This window comes from Pseudoalteromonas phenolica, from assembly GCF_005876835.1.
In the GTDB taxonomy this organism is placed as follows: Bacteria; Pseudomonadota; Gammaproteobacteria; order Enterobacterales; family Alteromonadaceae; genus Pseudoalteromonas; species Pseudoalteromonas phenolica_B.
Window position 1 is genome coordinate 81,025 of the sequence record NZ_PPSW01000025.1, and the last position, 22,750, is coordinate 103,774.

The 22,750-nt window shown below is 39.9% G+C and carries 20 protein-coding genes; 13 read left to right on the forward strand and 7 right to left on the reverse strand.

Translation table 11 applies throughout. The features are described from left to right. Positions 1-84: 84 nt before the first annotated feature. From C1E24_RS15270 to C1E24_RS15285, 4 genes are all read left to right on the forward strand, one after another. Positions 85-1,992, forward strand: a complete 1,908-nt coding sequence (locus C1E24_RS15270; RefSeq protein WP_138482899.1) for a DUF4856 domain-containing protein — start codon at positions 85-87, stop codon at positions 1,990-1,992. A 98-nt stretch (positions 1,993-2,090) separates the two neighbouring features. Next, positions 2,091-3,386 carry an imelysin family protein gene (locus C1E24_RS15275; RefSeq protein ID WP_138482901.1) on the forward strand — a complete coding sequence of 432 codons (1,296 nt, stop codon included), beginning with the start codon at positions 2,091-2,093 and terminating at the stop codon, positions 3,384-3,386. Then, positions 3,379-5,619, forward strand: coding sequence for a TonB-dependent receptor family protein (locus C1E24_RS15280; protein ID WP_138482903.1), 2,241 nt, complete (start codon positions 3,379-3,381; stop codon positions 5,617-5,619). Before C1E24_RS15275 ends, C1E24_RS15280 begins: the two co-directional genes overlap by 8 nt. 173 nt (positions 5,620-5,792) lie before the next feature. Then, a complete protein-coding gene (locus tag C1E24_RS15285) occupies positions 5,793-6,785 on the forward strand; it encodes a sterol desaturase family protein (protein ID WP_138482905.1) in 993 nt (330 codons plus the stop codon). A gap of 75 nt (positions 6,786-6,860) precedes the next feature. Here C1E24_RS15285 and C1E24_RS15290 read toward each other — a convergent pair whose 3' ends face one another. Together C1E24_RS15290 and C1E24_RS15295 are read right to left on the reverse strand one after the other, a co-directional pair. Beyond that, the gene (locus tag C1E24_RS15290) at positions 6,861-7,142 is read right to left on the reverse strand and encodes a hypothetical protein (RefSeq protein ID WP_138482907.1); all 282 of its coding nucleotides are present in this window, start codon (positions 7,140-7,142) and stop codon (positions 6,861-6,863) included. 272 nt (positions 7,143-7,414) lie between these two features. After that, on the reverse strand, positions 7,415-8,986 hold the full coding sequence (locus tag C1E24_RS15295; RefSeq protein ID WP_138482909.1) for a cation:proton antiporter family protein: 1,572 nt from the start codon (positions 8,984-8,986) through the stop codon (positions 7,415-7,417). A gap of 206 nt (positions 8,987-9,192) precedes the next feature. On the opposite strand from C1E24_RS15295, the gene C1E24_RS15300 reads away from it, so the two are divergent. Both C1E24_RS15300 and C1E24_RS15305 read left to right on the forward strand, forming a co-directional pair. Then, the gene (locus tag C1E24_RS15300; protein WP_138482911.1) at positions 9,193-9,936 is read left to right on the forward strand and encodes a sporulation protein; all 744 of its coding nucleotides are present in this window, start codon (positions 9,193-9,195) and stop codon (positions 9,934-9,936) included. A gap of 65 nt (positions 9,937-10,001) precedes the next feature. Then, positions 10,002-10,448, forward strand: coding sequence for a GNAT family N-acetyltransferase (locus tag C1E24_RS15305; protein ID WP_138482913.1), 447 nt, complete (start codon positions 10,002-10,004; stop codon positions 10,446-10,448). 46 nt (positions 10,449-10,494) lie between these two features. On the opposite strand, the gene C1E24_RS15310 is transcribed toward C1E24_RS15305, so the two are convergent. The 4 genes from C1E24_RS15310 to C1E24_RS15325 all read right to left on the reverse strand — a co-directional run bounded on the left by C1E24_RS15310 (position 10,495) and on the right by C1E24_RS15325 (position 14,951). Further along, entirely contained in the window at positions 10,495-11,841 is a 1,347-nt protein-coding gene (locus C1E24_RS15310; RefSeq protein ID WP_138482915.1) for a sodium-dependent transporter, read from the reverse strand. A gap of 101 nt (positions 11,842-11,942) precedes the next feature. Beyond that, a complete protein-coding gene (locus tag C1E24_RS15315; RefSeq protein ID WP_138482917.1) occupies positions 11,943-13,232 on the reverse strand; it encodes a sensor histidine kinase in 1,290 nt (429 codons plus the stop codon). 73 nt (positions 13,233-13,305) lie between these two features. After that, the gene (locus C1E24_RS15320) at positions 13,306-14,013 is read right to left on the reverse strand and encodes a response regulator (protein ID WP_138482919.1); all 708 of its coding nucleotides are present in this window, start codon (positions 14,011-14,013) and stop codon (positions 13,306-13,308) included. 131 nt (positions 14,014-14,144) lie between these two features. Then, positions 14,145-14,951 carry a hypothetical protein gene (locus tag C1E24_RS15325; RefSeq protein ID WP_138482921.1) on the reverse strand — a complete coding sequence of 269 codons (807 nt, stop codon included), beginning with the start codon at positions 14,949-14,951 and terminating at the stop codon, positions 14,145-14,147. Between the two features lie 91 nt (positions 14,952-15,042). Between C1E24_RS15325 and C1E24_RS15330 the strand changes: the two genes are divergently transcribed. Continuing rightward, positions 15,043-16,212 carry a serine hydrolase domain-containing protein gene (locus C1E24_RS15330; RefSeq protein WP_138482923.1) on the forward strand — a complete coding sequence of 390 codons (1,170 nt, stop codon included), beginning with the start codon at positions 15,043-15,045 and terminating at the stop codon, positions 16,210-16,212. On the opposite strand, the gene yhbY is transcribed toward C1E24_RS15330, so the two are convergent. Continuing rightward, a complete protein-coding gene (yhbY, locus tag C1E24_RS15335) occupies positions 16,209-16,502 on the reverse strand; it encodes a ribosome assembly RNA-binding protein YhbY (RefSeq protein WP_138482925.1) in 294 nt (97 codons plus the stop codon). The two genes, C1E24_RS15330 and yhbY, sit on opposite strands and share 4 nt — an antisense overlap. Before the next feature lie 84 nt (positions 16,503-16,586). Between yhbY and rlmE the strand changes: the two genes are divergently transcribed. From rlmE to secG, 6 genes are all read left to right on the forward strand, one after another. After that, positions 16,587-17,216, forward strand: coding sequence for a 23S rRNA (uridine(2552)-2'-O)-methyltransferase RlmE (gene rlmE / locus C1E24_RS15340; RefSeq protein ID WP_138482927.1), 630 nt, complete (start codon positions 16,587-16,589; stop codon positions 17,214-17,216). 69 nt (positions 17,217-17,285) lie between these two features. Next, on the forward strand, positions 17,286-19,229 hold the full coding sequence (gene ftsH, locus C1E24_RS15345) for an ATP-dependent zinc metalloprotease FtsH (protein ID WP_138482929.1): 1,944 nt from the start codon (positions 17,286-17,288) through the stop codon (positions 19,227-19,229). A gap of 154 nt (positions 19,230-19,383) precedes the next feature. After that, positions 19,384-20,232 carry a dihydropteroate synthase gene (folP, locus tag C1E24_RS15350; RefSeq protein ID WP_138482931.1) on the forward strand — a complete coding sequence of 283 codons (849 nt, stop codon included), beginning with the start codon at positions 19,384-19,386 and terminating at the stop codon, positions 20,230-20,232. Beyond that, positions 20,229-21,569 (forward strand): phosphoglucosamine mutase, encoded by a 1,341-nt coding sequence (glmM, locus tag C1E24_RS15355; protein WP_138482933.1) that lies wholly within the window; start codon positions 20,229-20,231, stop codon positions 21,567-21,569. The genes folP and glmM overlap by 4 nt, the downstream gene beginning before the upstream one ends. A gap of 78 nt (positions 21,570-21,647) precedes the next feature. After that, positions 21,648-22,397, forward strand: coding sequence for a triose-phosphate isomerase (tpiA, locus tag C1E24_RS15360; RefSeq protein WP_138482935.1), 750 nt, complete (start codon positions 21,648-21,650; stop codon positions 22,395-22,397). Between the two features lies 1 nt (position 22,398). Next, positions 22,399-22,743 (forward strand): preprotein translocase subunit SecG, encoded by a 345-nt coding sequence (gene secG, locus C1E24_RS15365; protein ID WP_138482937.1) that lies wholly within the window; start codon positions 22,399-22,401, stop codon positions 22,741-22,743. Positions 22,744-22,750: the final 7 nt, after the last annotated feature.

Here is a 22,750-nt window from a genome sequence, read left to right on the forward strand (position 1 = left end):
TAATATTGATTGTTATTTAGATGCGTGTATACTTTGCCGCAATTAAAATTTAATAATATTTAGTATTTTCAAAGGACAATAAGAATGACCCTTCGTAAGTCTCTGTTAGCTACATCTATCTTAGCAGCAACATTAGGTTTAACTGCGTGTGGCGGTTCAAGCAACAACGAAACAACTACACCTGATACAACTACACCTACAAACGCAGCACCAACGAACATCACTTTAACTGCTTCTGAAGCTGGTGTTAAAGAAAACGTATCTGTTGCTCAAGAAGTGGGTACTTTAGCTGCGACTGATGCTGACTCGACCTCTTTCACATTCACAACAGCTGATGAACGTTTCACAATTGAAGGTACTAAGTTATCTGTTAAAGAAGGCACAGTATTTGATTTCGAAGCTGGTGCAACCGTTGAAGTTGAAGTAAATGTAAACGACGGTGAAAACGACTTCAAAAAGACGTTAACTATCGACATCACAGATACAATGGATTATGACTTCTTAAATGCAGATACGTCTAAATCAAATGTTTACTACACAGGTCAAGTAGCTCGATTTGTTCAGATTGAAGAGTTATCACACTTCATTTTAAATGCATCGAAAGATGAGCTAGCAGCAGACTCTGTATTTGAAGAAATTAACAAATACTACAAAATCTCTGAATACAAAGATAAAACAGATAATGACGGTAAGCCAAATGGCGTTTCATTAGCAGACAAAGATAAGGCGACAACCGAATACGATGAACTTTGGGGTTCTGAGTCTCTAAATGTTGTACCTGATAATGCCAAACAAAGTATCCTAACTGAAATTTCATCTTCGCATAAAGACCTATACGGTAAAATTGCAGGTAATGACAACTCAGGCCAGTTTAAAAACTGGAACCTAGATGATAGCTTTGTTGGTTGGGCTGGCTTAGAAGGCGCAGATAATACGCCAAGAGGTTTTGCTGATGAACTATTTAAGCTTCTACAGACGACAGCTAAAAATGTAGGTACTGAATCTGGCAAAACAGTACAGGGTATTGAGATTGGTTCACCTTACATCACGCCGACAGGTATCGATCTTCAGCAGCTAATTGAAAAGTACTTCTATGGTGCGGTGGTATTCTCTCAAGGTACTGCTGATTACTTAGGCGATAGCAAAGATGGTAAAGGTCTACGTTCAGCCCATACTGATACAGATGTAGATGAAAAAGGTTACACTAAACTTGAGCACCAATGGGATGAAGGTTTTGGTTATTTCGGTGCTGCGCGTAACTATGCTGATTACACTGACAACGAAATTGCAGGTAAAATTTCAGAAAACGACAGAGCTAGCTACAAGGGTATGCAAGATACCAATGCTGACGGTGAAATTGACCTAACTGCTGAATTTATTTGGGGTAACTCTTCAAACGCTGCAAAACGTGACCGTAAAGTGGTTGAAGTCGATGGTAAAGCGTATCAGACTGATTTAACTAAAGAAGCTTACACGGCATTCTTTGAAGGTCGTAAGCTTTTAAACGAAACAGCTGGCCAAGCACTTTCTTCAGATGATGCAGCCAAATTAAAAGGCTATGCAGAAACAGCATCAGTCGCTTGGGAACAGGCAATTGTTGCAACCGTAATTCATTACATTAACTATGTTTTAGAGTACAAAGATGGCGATGGTGTTGCAGTAGGCTTAGATGCATTCAAAGAAGAAAATTATACTGAATATCAGTTAAGCAAGTTAGGTAAGCATTGGGGTGAAATGAAAGGTTTCGCATTTGCAATGCAATTTAACCCTTATTCACCTTTTGTAAAAACAGAAGCGGGTCAAATGGCTTTTGCAAAATTACATAACTTAATGGGTAATCAGCCTGTGATCACAGATGCTGATTCTATTGACCAGTATAAGTTAGACTTAATTGATGCGCGTAACATTCTTCGTGACTCATACGAGTGGAAAGACGCAAATGGCGACAAACTAGAAGGCGCTGCGTTGAATGCATTAGTTGAAGCTTGGTAATTTCTATTAGGTGAAATTACGATAACTTCTATTTTAAAGGTCAGTCTTTTTTAGTCTGACCTTTTGTTGTATTTGCAATATAGATAATGAGGCATTAAATGGCTTTAAAACTGAAACCTTTATTAATCGCTGCCAGTGTGGCGTTAATACTAAGTGGCTGCGGTGAAAGCACTTCTGCAACAGCTGGCGAAGGCCATGCAGGGCATGTGACTGATAACCAAGGTGGCAATGGGAATAATGGCGGTACCGATGGCAATAACACCTTTGATCAAACAAAGCTAATAGAGAGCTTAGTTGATAATGTGATTACTCCAACCTATCAAGCATTTGATACTAATGTAAAATCTCAGCCAGCATTGCTTAAAGCTTATTGTGACCTTGAAACAGCTTATGATCCTGCCCTTGAAGATCAGCAAGCAAAAGACCAACTAAATGAAGCCAAACTAAATGCGCAGAACGCATGGAAAGAAACCATGGTTAGTTGGCAGCATGCTGAATTGATGATTTTAGGACCACTTTCGGCACAGAGAAAAACCCTAAGAAATAATATTTATTCTTGGCCAGCAGTCAGTACATGTAGTGTTGATCAAGATGTGATGTTTTTTTATGCTGGGGAGATCAACGGTAACGACTACGATATCGCTAAACGTAGTGATAAACGTCGTGGTTTAGATGCCCTAGAGTATCTCTTATTTAATGAGAATATGGGCCACAGTTGTTCAGCAGCAAGTGCAGGAGATGCGCTCAGTGATTGGGATAACAAAACTGAGCAAGCGCGTAAAGCCTTAAGATGTCAATTTGCAGTTGCTGTTGCGGAAGATTTATCTGAAACCTCTACTCAACTACTTTACCAATGGGCGGGTGAAGATGGATATGCAAATGTATTAAAGCAAGCAGGTCAGCCAGGCAATAAATTTGCCACCACACTTGCAGCAATTAATGAGATCACTGATGCGCTATTCTACATGACCGAAGAGCTAAAAGATTACAAACTTGCAACGCCTCTAGGCATGTTCAGCAATAGTTGTGGTACTTCAGTATGTGCTCAAGATGTTGAATCTATCTATGCTAAACACTCAATTGAAAATATTCGTGCAAATATCGCTGGTTTTGAAAAAATATTTACTGGTGGTGATGCAGAGAATACTGGCTTCGACGACTTCTTAGATGATCAAGGTGCAACAGACACAAAAGAGATCATGTTAAAAGGCATTGCTGATGCGAAATTAGCTGCGGATGAAGTAGAGAATCTCCAAAGTGCATTAACAACAGATTCAGCCTCTGTTGAAAAAACACATGCCAAAGTAAAAGATGTAACGGATCAATTGAAAAACGATTTCATCAACAAACTCGCTTTAGAACTACCTCAGACGTCGGCAGGTGACAATGACTAATAATATGACTTTTAAAAAATCATTATTGGCGCTCTCTTTAAGCTTGGCTTTACCTACAGCGGTTGCGCAAACCAGTGATGAGACAGATGATATCGAACATATCACGATCTTGAGCCATCATGACAAATTGAGAAAAGAAGCGGGTTCAGCGACTTTACTTACAGAAGCTAAACTTGAAAAGTTTGAGCATGATGACATTCATAAGATTTTAGAAAATGTACCAGGTATTAATATTAGAGAGGAAGACGGATATGGTCTTCGTCCAAATATTGGTTTTCGTGGCGTAACCCCTGAGCGTAGTAAGAAGATTACTATTTTAGAAGATGGTGTATTAATTGGTCCATCTCCATACTCAGCACCAGCAGCTTATTACTTCCCAGTTGTGACCAGAATGACCGCTGTTGAAGTATTTAAAGGGCCTTCTGCGATTAAATACGGTCCACAAACAGTTGCTGGTACAATAAACTTAGTAACGCGTCAAATTCCAGAGTTTTCAGAAGGTGGAATTGACCTAGCTATTGGTTCAGACGGTTATCAAAAAACACACGCTCACTTTGGCTCAGTGGTTAACAACGTAGGTTTTCTACTCGAAGGTGTAAACTTAAAAGCCGATGGCTTTAAAGATATCGACGGTGGTGGTGATAGTGGTTTTGAGAAAAATGACTATCTCGCTAAGTTTAACTATAAGTTACAGAACGACGGCATTGATCATGAGTTTGGTTTAAAACTTTCTTATGCTGATGAGTTATCAAATGAAACTTATTTGGGCTTAACGGAAGAAGATTTTGCTGAAACGCCTTATCGTCGTTATGCAGCAACGCAGCCTGCACAAATGGATACTAAACACACTCAAGTAATGTTTAGCCACGCTCTTCAAGCCGATGATTTGAGTGTCACAACCCGAGTGTATAGAAATGACTATGAAAGGGCTTGGCGCAAACTGCACGGTATGCTTGACCAAAGAATGCGACCGACAGATGTAAAATTACAAGAGATTTTAGAGGACCCTACTAAGCATGAGCTTGAGTACGCCGTTATCACAGGGCAGCAGGACTCTATTACCGATGGTCAACCGTCGCTTTACTTGAATATGGGCACAAACGATAGGGCCTATTACTCTCAAGGCCTTCAAATTGATACGACTTATGAATACAAGTTTTTTGGTTTGAGCAATAAGTTATCGTCGGGTATTCGTTTCCATCAAGATGAAATTGAAAGAAAGCATTTTGAAGAAAACTATGCCATGAAAAATGGCAAAGCATTTGATCTGCTTCAAGATGTGCGACCTGCTACGCATGAAAAAGAGCAAACTGATGCATGGTCTGTGTATGCAGAAAACCAAGTTGAAATTGATGCGTTAACGCTAGGCTTAGGTTTACGTGGTGAGCTAATGAAGATGCACCACACAGTAAAAGATCAGCCTACAAACTGGCAAAAGAAAACAACCAGAATATGGTTACCTGGTTTAAGTGGTTTCTACCAACTTAACGAACAATCAGGTCTTTTATTTGGCGTTCATAGAGGCTTTGTACCTTCTTCACCTAAACAAACACAAGACATTGAAGTTGAAAAGAGCACCAACTATGAGTTTGGTGGTCGTTTCAATGACGGTATTTCTGAACTTGAAGTTGTTGCTTTTTATAATGATTATTCAAATTTAAAAGAAAGCTGTGGTCAATCTAACTGTGATGGGCAGATAGGTGAAGAGTTTAATGGCGGTGCGGCAACAGTCTATGGATTGGAGACGCAATTTTCGCAGACTTATCCTTTGAATTTGCAAATTGATATTCCTTATGGCTTTGTATACACCTATACAGATAGTCAATTTGATTCAAGCTTCAATTCTACGTTTGCACAATGGGGTAATATTAAAAAAGGTGATGAACTACCTTATTTACCAAATCATCAGTTTACTTTTAATGTCGGTTTAGAAAGCAACGATTGGTCATTCAATTTATCCTTTAAGTATCGAAGTTCTATGAAGGAAGTTGCTGGAACTGATTATGCTTCAGGTAATGAACCGACGAGTTATGTTCCTGCATTAGTCGGAAAAATGGTACCTTCAACTACAACGGTAAATATTTCAGCGGCGTACGAGCTAGGTAATTACGGCCGCATTTATGCGAAAGTTGACAACTTATTCGATGAAGCTGAAATTGTAAGTCGACGCCCTTATGGTGCGCGCTCAGGTGTGCCTAGGCAGTTTACATTAGGCTATAAATATCAATTTTAATCGGTATTTTATAATTATTAAAAAGGGCCGCTAGTGGCCCTTTTTCGTATAATTTTATGCTTAATACAGAACGATATAAATACATAAGTTTTTATAAATTTTCATGTGTCTTAATATATCGTGTCTATTAAAACAAAATTACATCTCTATATTTCAGTTTTAAAGGAGAGTGAGTGTTAGAGCAGATTTGGCAAGACTTATCAGCATTGCCTACCTATTTGATTGACGCAAACAAGCGCATATACATTCCATATTTACTTAGCGCGATCGTTATGGCGTTTTTTGTTTATGCACAAATTGAAAAGTCGAAAAGTGGCAAAGGCTTTTTGCGTTTTTTATTTCCCAAAGATGTGTGGTTGTGTAAAAGTGCGAAATTAGATTACACCTTGCTTATTACAAATAAAATCATTAAAGCTGCAACGTTTGCACCGATTGTACTCACCATGGTGCCTGTCGCGATAGCTGTTACAGATTTTCTAGAGTGGGTGCTCGGCAAACCACTTTTGTTGCAATGGCCAGAAGCCAGTGTGATTGCATTTTTTACACTCATACTATTTTTGCTCGATGATTTCACTAGATACTTGCTACATTTACTGCTTCATAAAGTCCCATTCTTATGGGAGTTTCATAAAGTTCATCACTCAGCAAAGGTACTGACACCTTTTACTATTTATCGAACCCACCCAGTTGAAAGCTACTTATACGCCTGCAGAATGGCGGTGACTCAAGGTATCGCTGTAGGTGTGGGTTATCATTTGTTTGGCACTTCATTAAGCATGTTTGACATTCTAGGTGCAAATGCCTTTGTTTTCTTATTTAATATTTTTGGTGCTAATTTAAGACACTCCCACATTTGGTTTAGTTGGGGAGACAAATTAGAAGGGTGGTTTATTAGCCCAGCTCAACATCAGGTTCATCACAGCGATAACCCTAAGCACTTTGATACCAACTTAGGCTCAGCATTGGCTATTTGGGACAAGCTAGGTGGGACTTTAATAAAAGCATCTGAGGCTGGCAAAGTAAGTATTGGTGTTGGTAAATATGACGCTAAACATGATTCTGTTTATGCAATTTATTGGTTACCAATAAAGCTAGCTGTTCTCAGTATTATACCTAAGAAAATCACCAAGAAAGACGCATTAAAAGAGAAAGAAATAAGCAAGTAATACTCAGTAGGAAAGAAGATAGGCTGGCGACGGGCATTGCCAGCCTATGAGTCGGAGAGTAGGCTCCCCAATTAATTAATGAACGACTTTGCTTTGTTTATAAAAGCCCAGGTCATTAAGTGTTTCAATTATTTTCGGGTCATCTAATCTAGATGGGGCTGATTCTTTTCTCAAAAAATGATCGGCCGGAACACTGTGCATATCTAGCATCTTATTAAATAAAACAGTGCGAATTGTCAGCGCTGTCATTCCATTGTCTTGCAGCTCGTCAAGTCGGCTTTGCAAATCCACAAAAGGACTTGCTTTAACATCATCCACCACGGCTGAAAAATTTAATTCTGCCTTACCTTTACGCATCAATGCCTCTCGCTTGCCAAAAATTCTAAAAACATGAGCTATACACTAAAAAGTGTCACACAAAAAAATTGTGTTTAAAATAGATACTTAGCTCATAAGACCGTTCCAGTTTACTCTTTTTTTGAGCATGATTGCTACGGCCGATGTAAAGCTTTGTAAATCGACTTGCAATATTCGGAACAAGGGATAATGGACGTCTAGATGTAAGTTGTTGAGAGGTAAATAGAAATAGTTATCAGTACCTACTATAGTACTGATAACTTTTTTTGCTTTTAATTAAATATTTTCTGGCTAACGTGTTCAGCGAAACCACTACCTGCTTCTAGATAGAAGTTATAGGTAAATTCTACGCCCATTTCTTCTAATTCACGTTGTTGATCTGGGTAATATGCGATGGCGCTTACACGGCCACTGAAACCCGATGCTCGAAGTTGCTCTAGCGCAAAAATGTTTTGCATATGCTTAGGCATGGCTAACATTACCATATCAACGTCAGAGTGGTTCATGCGCTGCCAGAAATCCGGATCGGTCGCATCGGCGAGTAAAACACGACGGTTGCGCTTCACATGCTTATCAACGACTTCCGGTTTGATATCAATACCTGCTACTTTACCTGGGTGCGACGCTTCTATGGTTTCATAAGCACCCGTACCAATTCGGCCCATACCAAAAATAACGATTTTGGTATCTGTTAAATTAACAGGTAATTCTTCTTCTAAGCGTTTGTCACTCTCAAATTTTAATAGCCAAGGCTCTAGCTTAACGTACAACTCATTGGCACGTTTATTAAGCGGTGACGCAATGACAAAAGTGATCGATACTGCAATGGCAACAACGGCTAACCAATCGCTGGTAATGAGGCCTGTTGAGGCTGCTACTGCACAAACGATTAATCCAAACTCACTGTAATTTGACAGCGTAAATGCACTCAGTAGAGACGTACGCGCCCTGAGTCTGAAGAAGTTAGTTAACAGGTAATAAAACATAACCTTGATAGGCAACACTAAGATAAGCATAACCGCAACTAATAGTGCATTAGGTGTAATATTCGCATTTAAACCAATATTTAAGAAAAAGCCGACAAGTAAAATGTCTTTCACATTGAGTAATGATTTAGACAACTCACTGGCTTTTTTATGTGGGGCAAACATCATACCTATGATGAGAGCACCCAAATCACCTTTTAACCCTGCAAACTCGAAAGCATGGTAGCCAATTACCAAGGCGAAGAAAAAGCCAAAGAGAGGTAAAAGTTCACCATGTTTAGAGCGATTAAGTACCCAGAACATGATAGGTCTAAATAAAGGCAGTGCGACTAAAAGTCCAAGCGCCCAGATATTTGGCATTTTACCTGTGCTGACAGCCAAAAATATAACCGCGAAGATATCCTGCATAACCAAGATGCCAATGGCTATTTTGCCATGTAGGGCAGACATTTCACCGCGCTCTTCTAGTACCTTTACAGCAAATACGGTACTTGAGAAGCTAAACGCAAAACCCACAAGCAAAGCACTGGAAGTATCTAATGAGCTGAATAGGGGCAGTGAGGCCGCACCTAGTAACATTAAGAGACTGGCAAAAAAAGCTGTGCTTAAAACAATATGCAGTGTTGCTGGACCCCATACTTGAGGTTTAACTAAATTACCGACTTTGAGTTTTAGACCAATACTGAATAATAGTATGGTTACACCTAAATCAGCTAACTGGGTTAGTAAATCAGTTGTCTGATGACCCATTAGGTTTAAAATAAAGCCAGCCATTAAAAAACCAATGAGTGGCGGTAGCTTGAGTTGGTAAATAGAAAATCCGCATGCGAATGCGACAGCAAAAAACAACAGTTCCATATTCAATATAATTAAGCGAAATTGATGTAGCATATTAGCAAAACTGACTGATTTATAAATCAAAACTTTAGGCTAATAGTGCGTAAAATTTGACTAACTTGTTATCAGTGAAAGATATTTGCATTAAAAACAAAAATTTTCGCTGACAAGATTTAATAAATGTGGTTAAGATGCAGTTAGAAGGAATAATCTCTACAGGAGAGGCGATGTTTAAAAAAATCCTTGCATCTGTGGGTATCGGGGCTGCGAAGGTCGATACTATTTTAGAAACTGAACATTTATATCCAGGTCAAAAGTTTCAAGCACAAATTATTGTTGAAGGCGGAGATGTTGAGCAACAGGTATCCGGCTTAGAATTAGCCCTTATGACTCGAGTCAAAGTTGAATCAGATGATGGCGAATACTTTACTAACCATGTTTTAGATAAATGGCGTATTTCAGAACAGTTTGTTATTGCACCAGGTGAAAAGAAAGTCATCCCATTCGAAGCAAGACTGCATTCAGAAACCCCAATTACTGAGTTGAACGCGGGTTACAATCATTCGTTCGTTTGGGTTGAAACTGGTCTGGATATTGATTTGGCCATTGATCCTAACGACAAAGATACGCTGCACATTTACCCGAACGAAGCTGTGAAAGCCTGTATGCAGGCTATGGATAAGCTCGGATTTAGCTTAGTAAAAGCAGATGTTGAAAAAGGCTATCTGAGAGCTTCTAGTTTTCAATCAACGTCTGGTTGCTATCAAGAGTTAGAATATAGACCTAACACGCGTTCGTTATTTGGCATTCAAGAGATAGAGTTGTCATTTGTGCCTGAAGCGCACAAAACTCACGTGTTAATCGAACTTGATCGAGCCTTTAGAGGTGATGGGTATGTTGATTTAACCATCGAGCATGATCATGTGAATGTGTCTCAACTATGTGATCAATTAGAAAGACTATTTAACTAAGTTAGTACGTCTTAATTTACTAAAAGCCTAGCTAGCATAGCTAGGCTTTTTTATCGGTGAAAAGCATGAAATGTTATGTAAAAAAATTCTCTGACTTAGATACGTTAACATTCTTCAAATTAGCGAAAGCAAGGGTAGATATTTTTGTTGTTGAGCAAGAATGTGCGTACCCTGAATTAGATGACGTTGATATTCTGGAAGAGACTCGACACATTTATTATTTAGATAGTGATGGAGAGGTTGTCGCTTATTCACGTTGCTATCAAAAAACTTCGCAGGTAACTGCGATTGGTAGAGTAATTATTACTGAGCCAAATAGAGGAAAAGGGCTAGCATCAAAATTAATGAAGGAGTCATTGAGTGTATGCAAGCACCTTTGGCCTGATTATAAAGTACAATTGAGTGCGCAAACTCATCTAACCCCTTTTTATGAAAGTTTAGGATTCAAAGCGATATCTGACACTTATCTAGAAGATGGCATTCCACATACAGATATGGAATTAACACAATAAAAAAGCGAGTTCGATACTCGCTTTTTTAATAGGTCGCTAGCTCTGTTTAAAACGAATGAATAAACACCATAGCGATTGCAAGTGGGCATACAAACTTGATGTACCAAGGCCACACTTTCCAAAATAATGTATTCTCAGCTTCTTTATGGCCATTTTTAATTTCGGCGAGCAAATTATTTCTATGCCAGATCCAGCCAACAAAGATACAACAAAGCATCCCGATTAACGGCTGAGAGAATTGAGTTGTTAAACTTACTACAAAACCAAACAATGCAGAGAAATTAAAAATAATAGTGAAACTGACAAGAGAGATGATCCCGCCAATTATCCAAGTCGCTTGAACACGGCCTAAAGCAAATTTTTCTACAGCATAAGATACGGGTGCTTCAAGCATTGAAATAGACGACGTAAGGGCTGCAATACTCATCAGTGCAAAGAAGGCAAAGCCGACGAAGTAGCCAATATCGCCCATGCTTGAGAACAGAGCGGGTAGTACTTGGAATACTAGAGTATCTTCAGATAACAGGGCGCCAGATTCTGAGAAAATAGCCACACCTTGCGCTTGTGCGACATACATAGCAGGAATAATTAAAAGACCAGCCACAAATGCAATAAGTACATCGATAAGCGTGACATACGCACCCAATGAAACTAAGTTTTCTTTTTTGCTTATGTAAGAGCCATAAATAATCATCACACTTGTACCCAAAGACAGTGAGAAAAACGCTTGTCCAAGTGCGCTAACCAAAAGTTGCGGATCTAATAAAGAGTTAAAATCAGGCACTAAATAAGCTTTTAAGCCTTCCATTGCGCCTTCTTGAGTCATTACATAGATAATAAGAAGCCCTAAAATACTCAGCAGGGCTGGCATCAGACGCTTTGACCACTTTTCAATGCCGTTTTCAACGCCTTTACTGATGATAGCAATGGTCAGGATAATGAATAAACTAGTAAATATAAGGTCGCGTGGAAATGACTGAGTGTTAAGCCAAGTAGATGTACTTTCTAGGCCTGTCACTGCAGCAATCGGCTCTGCGGTAGCACTGAACATCCAGCCTGCAACAATGGCATAAAAGCTGAGGATCAAACCCGCGCAAATAATACCGCCAAAACCGACGATAAATGCGAATTTTTTCTGTAATGGTGAGTTAGCTAATTTTTGTAATGAAGACACAGCGTTCGCTTGGCCATGACGACCAATGACTAATTCGGCCATTAAAGCCGGGTAAGCTAAACAAAAGGCCAAAATAAGATACACTAAAACGAATGCAGCGCCACCGTTAGAGGCAGTTTGAGTTGGGAAGCCCCAAATGTTACCAAGTCCAACAGCCGATCCTGCGGCAGCCATAATAAAGCCAAAGCGAGAACTGAACTCGCCTCTAATACTACTCATATGTTGTTATTCTTTTATATTCTAAGGGATGGCTGACAATCTACTGCAAATGATGAAAAATAAAAAGACCTTGTCTGAAATCAATACACCATAAATGATGATCAGTTAGGTCTTTTTGGCAGTTGTATCGTAAATTTAGCACCACCTAAGCTCTCAGACTGAGAAACAGAGACTTTCCCATGGTGCCAATCTAGCACTTTGCTGACAATAGCAAGTCCAAGCCCATAGCTTTTCCCGGCGCGATTTCGGTGATTCTCTTCTTGAAAGAAAGGACTAAATACTTTGTGCCAGTTCTCCGGCGCGATCCCCGGACCATCGTCTTCTATTTCTATAAATATATATTGTGAGTCATAGTAACTAGAGATTTGAATGTGCTTGGTTGCAAAATCACAAGCATTACTGAGTAAGTTAGTAATGGCACGGGCTAACCAATGTAAGTCTGCGGTTATTTCGAATTTGGCATTTAGTTCTGTAAGCAACGACAGTTCGGCTTTTTGTAATTTAGGCTGTATTTGCAAGCTTACATCATGTAAATAATGAGAGGCTTGTGTTGTTTCAAAATTTAATAAATGAGATTTTTGCTCGAGCGTTGCAAAGGATAAATATGACTTTAGCATATCTTCCATTTGATCTAAGTCTTTTTCCATTCTAAGCAGAATTTCATTCACCTTTTTATTGTCAGGCTCGTCTATCGCTGCATCCAAAGCGAAACGCATACAGGCAACAGGTGTTCTAATGTCATGAGATAAACTTGAAGCCATAAGTTTGTTTTCTGCCACCAGCTTTTCAATTTTGCTCGCCATGCCATTAAATGTAAGCTCTACGTCTTTGATGTAAGTAAAATGGTTTGGCTCAATACGAGCCGAAAAATCACCGGCAGCAAACTGTTTCGCTTTACTCGTTAATACGTTTAACCTCTTTGCAAGCGGTGACAATATGAACCACATAAAAGTACAAACGCCAGAATAAAATAACAAGGTCAGTAACATATCACTGTTTTGCTCATGTTCTGGTTTGGTTAGACGCAACTCGACATAATCTGGCATAAGACTTTTGGATGACTTAAGTAGGTAAAAGCCTATCTCGTCTTCAAGCAATAAACCTTGTGGGGTAAACATTTCGTCTTTTAACTCAGAGGGCAGAGCAAGACTTTGCCCATCTTTATAACTTACATCTAGTGAAAACTCTTGACTGATGGTGTTGGCAAATGAAGCTCGTAGCTTCACAGGTTGTCTTTCCAACTGTTTGATAAACCCACCCGTGATATTACGTTGCCACATGAAGTTATCATCTGGTGAGAAAGCTTGTTGATTAAACGTATCGATTAACCATCCAAGCACCACAATAGACAATAGCGCACTAGCGAGTAAATACAGGTAAAGTTTTTTCAAATTGGCAACACCAAATTATAGATAGTAAAAACCAACATGGTTAAGTATGTTGGTTATAAAAAAGGCGGCAGGCTTACCAAGCTGTAGGGACCATTAAGTAGCCTTTGCCCCAGACAGTTTTGAATTTTTCTGGGTGCTGGGGGTCGTCATTAAATTTCTTTCTGAGTGCTGATATAAGCACATCGACACTTCTGTCTAAGCCATCATATTCTCGGCCTTTAGTGGCTTTAAATACCGCATCTCGTGACACGACTTCCCCCGCATTACTAGCTAAAAAGTGCAGTAATAAATACTCAGCGCTAGAAATTGCAACTTCAGCTCCGTCAATCGTTACTTTTCGTGCGAGTGTATCTATGTGTAATGCACCAACTTGAATGTTGTCATCATCGACCTCGGTTGTGGAAGATGATTGTTCTGCAGCTCTGAGTAGAGATTTGATCCTTGCAAGCAGCGCACGAGGTCTAACAGGTTTGATAACATAATCACTTGCACCTACTTCTAACCCAATGACTTCGTCCATCTCTTCATCTTTTGCGGTCATCATAACGATAGGTTTATTGTAGAATTGACGCAGATCTCGGCAAACGCTTATGCCATCTTGCCCTGGAAGCATAATATCAAGCAGTACAATATCTGGAGAGACGTCTTTTACCATAGCAACAGCTTTATCGCCTCTGTGGCAAATATGTGTTGTATAGCCTTGGTTATCTAGGTATTCAGCAACCCATTGGGCCAAAGACTCATCATCTTCAACAAGTAAAATAGTGGCGTAGTTTTCCATGTTTCCCTCACTAAAACCAATCACTTAAAAATGTAGTATACATCTACAGTGAAGGTATTCAGGCAATTTTATTGTGGCTTAATTATAAGAATTATAAGCAATAAAACCGCTTGAATACTGTAAAAAAATGTTTAGCGCACTTTTAACTTGCCCATTAACTCGGCAATGAGGTGGGCTTCTATGTCATTTGTCACCGCTGAAACCTCTTGGTTAGTGCATAAACCAGACACTTTAGTTAAAGGAGTGGTTTGATATGCAACTTGATATGTAGGCACAGACACCTTTTGCTCAAACCGCTGTTTACGTGCGGCTTCCGTATTGTGCAAGTTGATAAAATCGACAACGGCCTGCTCATTAGTGACTACCTGTTGCTGGGTAAACTTATATATAAGAGGTTTATCAATAAACGTGTGGCTGGATATACTCGCTTGAGCAATCCAAACGACATCGGCACTTTGTTTGTGATTTAAGCGAAAGCTTACTTTGATTTCATAGTTACTACATTGTTTTGATTGATTACTTTCTATAACTGGCGCAGTGTGAGGCTTAATCTTTTTCTTCGCTTCGAGCTGTAAGTCTATATCATTGGTTCTTTCTACTGAAAGTTGCTGCACGGTAAGAATGTAATCGGCATCGTTACTATCGGCTACTACTAAACCAAGCTCAGAAAGTTGCTTTACTACGAGTTGGTATTGTAACTGCGTTAATTGAAGAGACTTAGGGTCAACCCAAACACGATTGTTTTTGTAAATTGGATGCGCGGGGAGCTGCACTGACTTAATTTTTACAGGGTTTTGTTTTGCGTTGTAGGTTAGGAAAACAACTTCTTTTTTTAGCAAAGGCTTTTTAGGTAAATTAAGTTCTGGCGCCAACTGAGGGGTAAAACTACATGCAGAACTAAGTAATAAACCAACTCCAAGTATCGATAACTTACGCATTAAAATTCCTCAGATTAATAATTTATGCCCAAACACAAGACAACAAACGACAAAATGTTAGAATGCCGTTATGAAAACAGGAGCAATTTTTATGAAGACCCTGATTTACGCAGTTATGGGGCTCTTCACCGTTGAATGTTTGGCATTAAATAAAAACAACAACGCCGAGCAGCAACAGTGGCAGCAATTTGTAAATCGCTATTCTAAGCAAGTCGAAACAAAACTAAAAGAAAAATCCATTCCTGGTGCGGCATTAAGTATCGTTCAAGGTGATGATAGTTATTTTCAAAAAGGATTTGGTCGAACAAAAGTCAAACAAGGCAGAAAAGTTGATGCGCATACACGATTTCGTTTGGCGTCAGTCTCAAAAACGTTTGCAGGCTCGCTGAGCGCTAAATTAGCAACGGAAGGGAAAATCGACCTAGACCGTGAAATCAGTCATTATCTCCCACAAGCGCGTGAGTCAAAGTTTGAAAATTTAAAAGTCTACAATTTATTAAGCCATTCTAGCGGCATAGTGCCTAATGCCTACGATAATCTGGTTGAATCTAGAATGAGTTACATAGATATCACAGATAAGCTTTTTGATATTCAACCGATATGTAAACCCAGCATCTGTTACGGCTATCAGAATGTGATGTTTAGTCTTATCGATAGGGTAATACAAGCAAAAACAGGATTAGATTACAAAACCTGGATTGAAGAGTTTTTATTTGCGCCTTTAGGAATGCGCGACGGCGGTGTTGGTTTAAAAAATTTAACAAAAGATAGAAACTTCGCAGCGCCTCACGTTTTAGGCAGAAAACGTTGGCATACAGCTAGATTAAAGAGCAATTATTACAAAGTACTGCCTGCTGCAGGGGTGAATGCGAGCGCGGCAGATATGGTCTTTTGGCTAAAAGCGCAATTGGGGCATTTTCCAGAAGTACTGTCATTAGATGCATTGACTGTGCAATCTCGGCCTTATGTACAAACAAAAAGAGAACTTAAAAGAAGAATTTGGCGTAAACATGTTAAAGAAGCACATTATGGCTTAGGTTGGCGCATATATGACTTTGAAGGCACATTATTGTTCTATCATAGTGGCTGGGTTCAGGGTTACCGCACTGATATTGTGGTCATTCCTTCAATGAACATAGGCTATAGTATGCTACTTAATGCTGAAAGTGGTTTGATAAATGAATTAACAGTTGAGTTTATCAAGCAGGCGATTGAGTGGAAGGAGACGTCAACAGCAAATGCTGTTGACGAGGAAGCTTAGCGAGGTAGTTGAATTTTCTTCTCTTCGCTTTGGCGATATAGCACGATAACGTGACCAATAACTTGTACTTTATGCGCTTTTGTTTCTCTTACAATTGCGTCAAAAATGAGTTGTTTCGTTTCTCTGTCATTCGTCGGTACTTTCACTTTGATTAATTCGTGAATGTCTAAAGAATGATCAATTTCTAACATTACGCCTTCAGTTAGCCCATTTGCACCAAGTAAAACAACTGGTTTTAGTGGGTGAGCTAGACCTTTTAGGTACTGTTTCTGTTTATTTGATAATGTCATATTGGTAATATTTACTAATCTTAGGCTTGAATTATCGCTATTCTACCGCCATCTACAGAATATTACTAATGAGTTGCAGTTAATATGGCAAATAAAAAGCACTCAGCGAGCTCAAAACGCTGGTTAAAAGAACATGTTGATGACCCTTATGTTCATGAAGCACAAAAACGTGGTTTCCGTTCACGTGCGATTTTCAAATTAGAAGAAATACAGCAAAAAGATAAATTGCTCAGATCTGGAATGACTGTAGTGGATCTGGGAGCTGCGCCAGGAAGTTGGTCGCAATATTTAGCTGAAGAAGTGAGTGATAAAGGTCAGGTCATAGCATGTGATATCTTACCAATGGATTCACTGGCAGGCGTAGACTTTTTACAAGGTGACTTTAGAGAAGAATCTGTACTCGATGCATTATTAGACCGTATCAACGGTAAAAATGTTGACGTTGTCTTTTCTGATATGGCACCGAATATGAGTGGCAACATGAGCACAGACCAAGCTGGCAGTATGTATTTAGTTGAGCTAGCGTTAGACATGTGCCATCAGGTATTAAAACCAAATGGTGCATTTGCAGTAAAAGTTTTCCAAGGTGAAGGTTTTGATCAATTTGTACAAGAAGTACGTAATTGTTTTAAAGTAGTCAAAATTCGTAAACCAAAAGCATCGCGTCCACGATCTAGGGAAGTATATATAGTGGCGACAGGCTACAAACTGTAGTACAGTTGAAGTGCATTATAGTTGAATTTAAATAATTTTTAGATACAAGAGGTTAACTCCTTGAGCGACATGGCAAAGAACTTAATACTCTGGTTGGTTATCGCAGTAGTGCTGATGACCGTGTTCCAGAGCTTCAATGGAAACGATCAAATCGATCGTCAAACGAGTTACACGCAGTTTGTAAAAGAAGTGCGTAGCGGTGCAGTACGTGATGTCAATATCGACAGAAGTACAGGCACTATCTCAGGTGTAAAAGGAAACGGAGAACGCTTCCAGACGATCATGCCTATGTATGATGAGGATTTAATTAACGACTTGCTTAAAAACGATGTAAACGTAAAAGGCGTTGCACCTGAAGAGCAGTCTTTCTTAGCAAACATCTTTATCTCATGGTTCCCAATGTTACTGCTTATTGGTGTATGGATTTTCTTCATGCGTCAAATGCAAGGCGGTGGCGGCAAAGGCGCTATGTCATTTGGTAAGAGCAAGGCTCGTCTAATGGGCGAAGACCAAGTTAAAACCACATTTGCAGATGTTGCTGGCTGTGACGAAGCAAAAGAAGACGTTACTGAGCTTGTAGATTTCTTACGTGACCCTTCTAAATTCCAAAAATTAGGTGGTAGCATTCCTAAGGGCGTACTGATGGTAGGTCCTCCAGGTACTGGTAAAACACTACTTGCGAAAGCAGTTGCTGGTGAAGCGAAAGTACCTTTCTTCACAATTTCAGGTTCTGACTTTGTTGAAATGTTCGTAGGTGTGGGTGCTTCACGTGTTCGTGATATGTTCGAACAAGCCAAAAAAGCGGCACCTTGTATCATCTTTATCGATGAGATTGATGCAGTTGGTCGTAAGCGTGGTGCTGGCATGGGCGGTGGTCACGATGAACGTGAACAAACACTAAACCAGATGCTTGTAGAAATGGATGGTTTTGAAGGTAATGAAGGCATTATCGTTATTGCTGCGACTAACCGCCCAGACGTACTTGACCCTGCACTACTTCGTCCTGGTCGTTTTGACCGTCAAGTTGTGGTTGGTTTACCAGACATCAGAGGCCGTGAGCAAATTCTTAACGTTCACATGCGCAAAGTACCGCTTGATGAAAATGTACAAGCATCGGTGATTGCACGTGGTACACCTGGTTTCTCAGGTGCAGACCTTGCTAACCTTGTAAATGAGGCTGCATTATTTGCTGCTCGAGGTAATAAGCGTAAGGTGAGCATGGCTGAATTCGATGCTGCAAAAGATAAGATCATGATGGGTGCTGAGCGTAAGTCTATGGTGATGAGCGAGCACGAGAAAGAAATGACTGCTTATCATGAAGCAGGTCACGCAATTGTTGGTCGTTTAGTGCCAGAGCATGACCCAGTTTACAAAGTATCAATCATTCCTCGTGGCCGCGCACTGGGTGTGACAATGTACTTACCTGAGCAAGACCGAGTAAGTCATTCTAAAGAACATTTAGAATCTATGCTTTCAAGCCTATATGGCGGTCGAATTGCAGAAGCATTGATTTATGGTGATGACAAAGTAACCACTGGTGCGAGTAACGACATCGAGCGTGCAACAGACATCGCTAAGAAAATGGTTACTCAGTGGGGCTTAAGTTCTAAACTGGGTCCTCAGATGTACTTAGAAGAGCAAGGCGAAATGTATATGGGCGGCGGCTCTCACCGCATGTCAGGCATGTCAGATGAAACAGCTAAATTGATTGACTCTGAAATCAAAGACTTTGTTACTCGCAACTACGATCGTGCTGAGCAAATCTTAAAAGATAACATGGATATCCTGCACACCATGAAAGATGCGTTAATGAAGTACGAAACCATCGATGCGGGTCAAATTGACGACCTGATGGAGCGTAAACAGGTTCGTCCTCCTCGTGATGCGCATGATCAAAAGCCTGAACCGAAAGCTAAGGTTGACTCGAAGCCTGAAGCTAAGTCGGAGCCTGAATCAAACGAGTCAGAGCTAGCATCGAGACCAACAAATGAGCTTGATGATAGCAAAGAGTAATTAATCTCAATAAGAGCCCCGATTTATCGGGGCTTTTTATTTTAATTTCTTCACTTAGCATATAGAATTGCGTTTAGTAATTTTTACCTTTTATTTCGAAACTTCTTTTCTGAATTAGGTGAAATAAATACGTTAAAGGACGCTTCTAAACCACATGATCCAATTATCTCTTCCAAGAAACAGAATACTTGATTTAACCAAACCGATTATCATGGGTATTGTTAATGTTACACCTGATTCATTTTCAGATGGTGGCAATTACAATTCTGTTGAGGATGCGTTTAAACAAGCTATGCGTTTAATTGAGGAAGGTGCAGAAATTCTAGATATTGGTGGTGAATCGACTCGACCAGGTGCACCAGATGTTGCCCTTCAAGAAGAGCTTCAACGTGTTATACCGGTAATCAAGCGTATCCGAGAAGCCTCTGATTGTGTGATTTCAATTGATACCAGTAAAGCTGCTGTCATGGAAGCGGCCATTGAAGCCGGTGCAGACATTATTAATGATGTAAGAGCGCTTCAAGAGCATGGTGCATTAGAAGTTGCAGCAAAATACTCCGATGTACCCGTTTGTTTGATGCATATGCAAGGTCAACCTCGCACAATGCAATCAAACCCAACTTATGAAAACCTTATTTCAGAAATAAACCAGTTTTTTGAAGAGCGAGTTTTAACGTGCAGTAAAGCTGGCATTAATCAAAGCAGGATTATACTTGATCCCGGCTTTGGTTTCGGCAAAACACTGAATCATAACTTTGAAATTTTAGAAAAATTCAATGAATTTTCGACATTAGGTTTGCCACTATTGGCAGGGCTATCTCGAAAATCTATGTTTGGACAACTTTTGAATAGAGAAACAAGTGAACGTGTTGCCGCCAGTTTAGCTGGTGCATTGTTATGTGCTCAAAAAGGCGCACATATAATTCGCGTTCATGATGTGAAAGAAACGGCTGATGTCATTGGTGTATGGCAGGCAGCAAAAAATGGAGTAACACCCTTATGACAACAAGAAAGTATTTCGGCACTGATGGTGTTCGAGGTCTAGTCGGCGAATTTCCAATTACGCCCGAGTTCGCACTTAAATTAGGCTGGGCAGCAGGTAAAGTTTTATCTAAGTCTGGTACTAAAAAAGTTATTATTGGTAAAGACACCCGTATTTCAGGTTATTTACTCGAAACATCGCTAGAAGCTGGATTAATTGCTGCAGGCATTGATGTTGTTTTACTTGGCCCTATGCCAACGCCAGCTGTTGCGTATTTAACGCAAACATTTCGTGCCGAAGCGGGGATTGTGATCAGTGCATCTCACAACCCATACCATGACAATGGTATTAAGTTTTTCAATGGTAAAGGCTTAAAGCTTGGCGATGAAGTTGAGCTTGAAATCGAGGCTATGCTGGATGAAGAAATGACTTGTGTACCTTCTGAAAAGCTAGGTAAAGCCCGTCGTTTGGACAACGCAGATGGTCGTTATATCGAATTTTGTAAGGGTTTATTCCCAAATGAACTGTCTTTAGAAGGTTTAAAGGTTGTTCTTGATTGCGCAAACGGTGCAACTTACCACATCGCCCCTGATGTAATGCGTGAATTAGGCGCAGAAGTCATTTGTCATGCCTGTGAGCCAAACGGCATAAACATCAATCTAGAGTGCGGTGCAACGCATGTTGATAGTTTAAAGCAAAAAGTGTTAGAGCATAAAGCGGATGTTGGTATTGCATACGATGGTGATGGTGACCGTGTAATGATGGTTGACCACAATGGCCGAGTATTCGATGGTGATGACATCGTGTATATCATCGCGTGTCAGGCACACCAAGAAAATAACTTAGGCGGTGGTGTTGTTGGTACTGTGATGTCAAATATGGGCCTTGAAAATGCACTGAAAGCCAAAGGTATTGATTTTGCGCGTAGTAAAGTAGGTGACCGCTACGTTATCGAACTTCTAAAAGAAAGAGGCTGGAAAATTGGTGGCGAGAGTTCAGGTCACGTTTTGAATCTCGACCTTATTTCTACTGGTGACGGTATTGTCTCAAGTTTGCAGGTATTGACGGCCATGGTCTCGCAAAACAAGACATTGAAAGACTTGGGTGCGGGTTTCCAAAAGTATCCAATGAAAATGATCAATGTAAAGTATCAAGCTGGCACTGATCCAACACAAGCCGACGAAGTAAAATCTGCAGTGAAAGAAGTAGAAGCTGATCTTGCTGGCAAAGGTCGCGTCCTTCTTCGTAAATCAGGTACAGAGCCTGTTGTACGTGTCATGGTTGAGGCGGAGCAAGAGAAGCAAGTACTAGACTTCGCTCAAAAAATTGCCGAAGTTGTTGAAACTGTGAGCAATTAAACAAAATTTCAATTTTATTTCTTGTAACTTTGGGTGAGGCGAGTTAGTATCTCACCCGCTTTTGATGCGGAGTATCGTATGTCGCAACGTAAGCCAATTGTCGCTGGTAATTGGAAAATGAATGGTTCTATAGAACTTGTCGAAGAAATTTCTTCAAAAGTGCTAGACCAAATAGAAGAAAAAGCATCTCTTATTGTTTTTCCTCCAGCAATGCTTTTAAGCTCGGCAATTGAAAAAGGTTTTGTAACTGGTACGCAAACAGTATCTGAAAATAACTCAGGTGCGTTTACAGGCGAAACTAGTGCAGAACTAGCAAAGCAACTTGGTTCAGAGTTTACTCTTGTAGGACACTCAGAAAGACGAAGCCTTTTTGGTGAGTCAAACGAAGTTGTAGCAAAAAAATTTAGCAAAGCACAAGAAAATGCCTTAACACCAATTTTATGTGTAGGCGAAACAGAATCTCAAAGAGAATCTGGTGAAACAGAACAAGTTGTTGCTGAGCAAATTAAAGCTGTAATTGAGCATTCAGGTATAGCATCACTGTCGAATTCTGTGATAGCATACGAGCCCGTTTGGGCCATTGGTACTGGTAAAACAGCATCACCTGAACAAGCACAAGCAGTGCACAAATTTATTCGAGATATGATTGCCGAGTATGATGGTCATATCGCAAATGAGCTTCGCATCCTTTATGGTGGAAGCGTTAATGATTCTAACAGTGATTTGTTATTTGCACAGCCGGATATAGATGGTGGCCTAATTGGTGGCGCAAGTCTTAAGGCAGATGCTTTTTTAAGTATTTACAAAAGTGCATTAGGGAACGTATAAAATGTACGAGATATTATTGGTTGTTTACCTAATTATTTCTTTAGCTCTAGTTGGTATGATTTTAATCCAACAAGGTAAAGGCGCAGACATGGGCTCTTCATTCGGAGCAGGTGCTTCTGCAACAGTTTTCGGGTCATCAGGTGCTGGAAACTTCATGACGAAGACAACAACAATTCTAGCAACTGTTTTCTTCGTACTGAGCATCATTTTAGGTAACTTAACAGCTGGTCAAATCAAAAAGACTGATGAGTGGGAAAACCTTTCATCTCCTATAGCAACAGAAGTTGCACCTACTGATTCAGACGTACCAGTTTCGAACAATAATAACTCGGACGTACCTAACTAAAAAATTC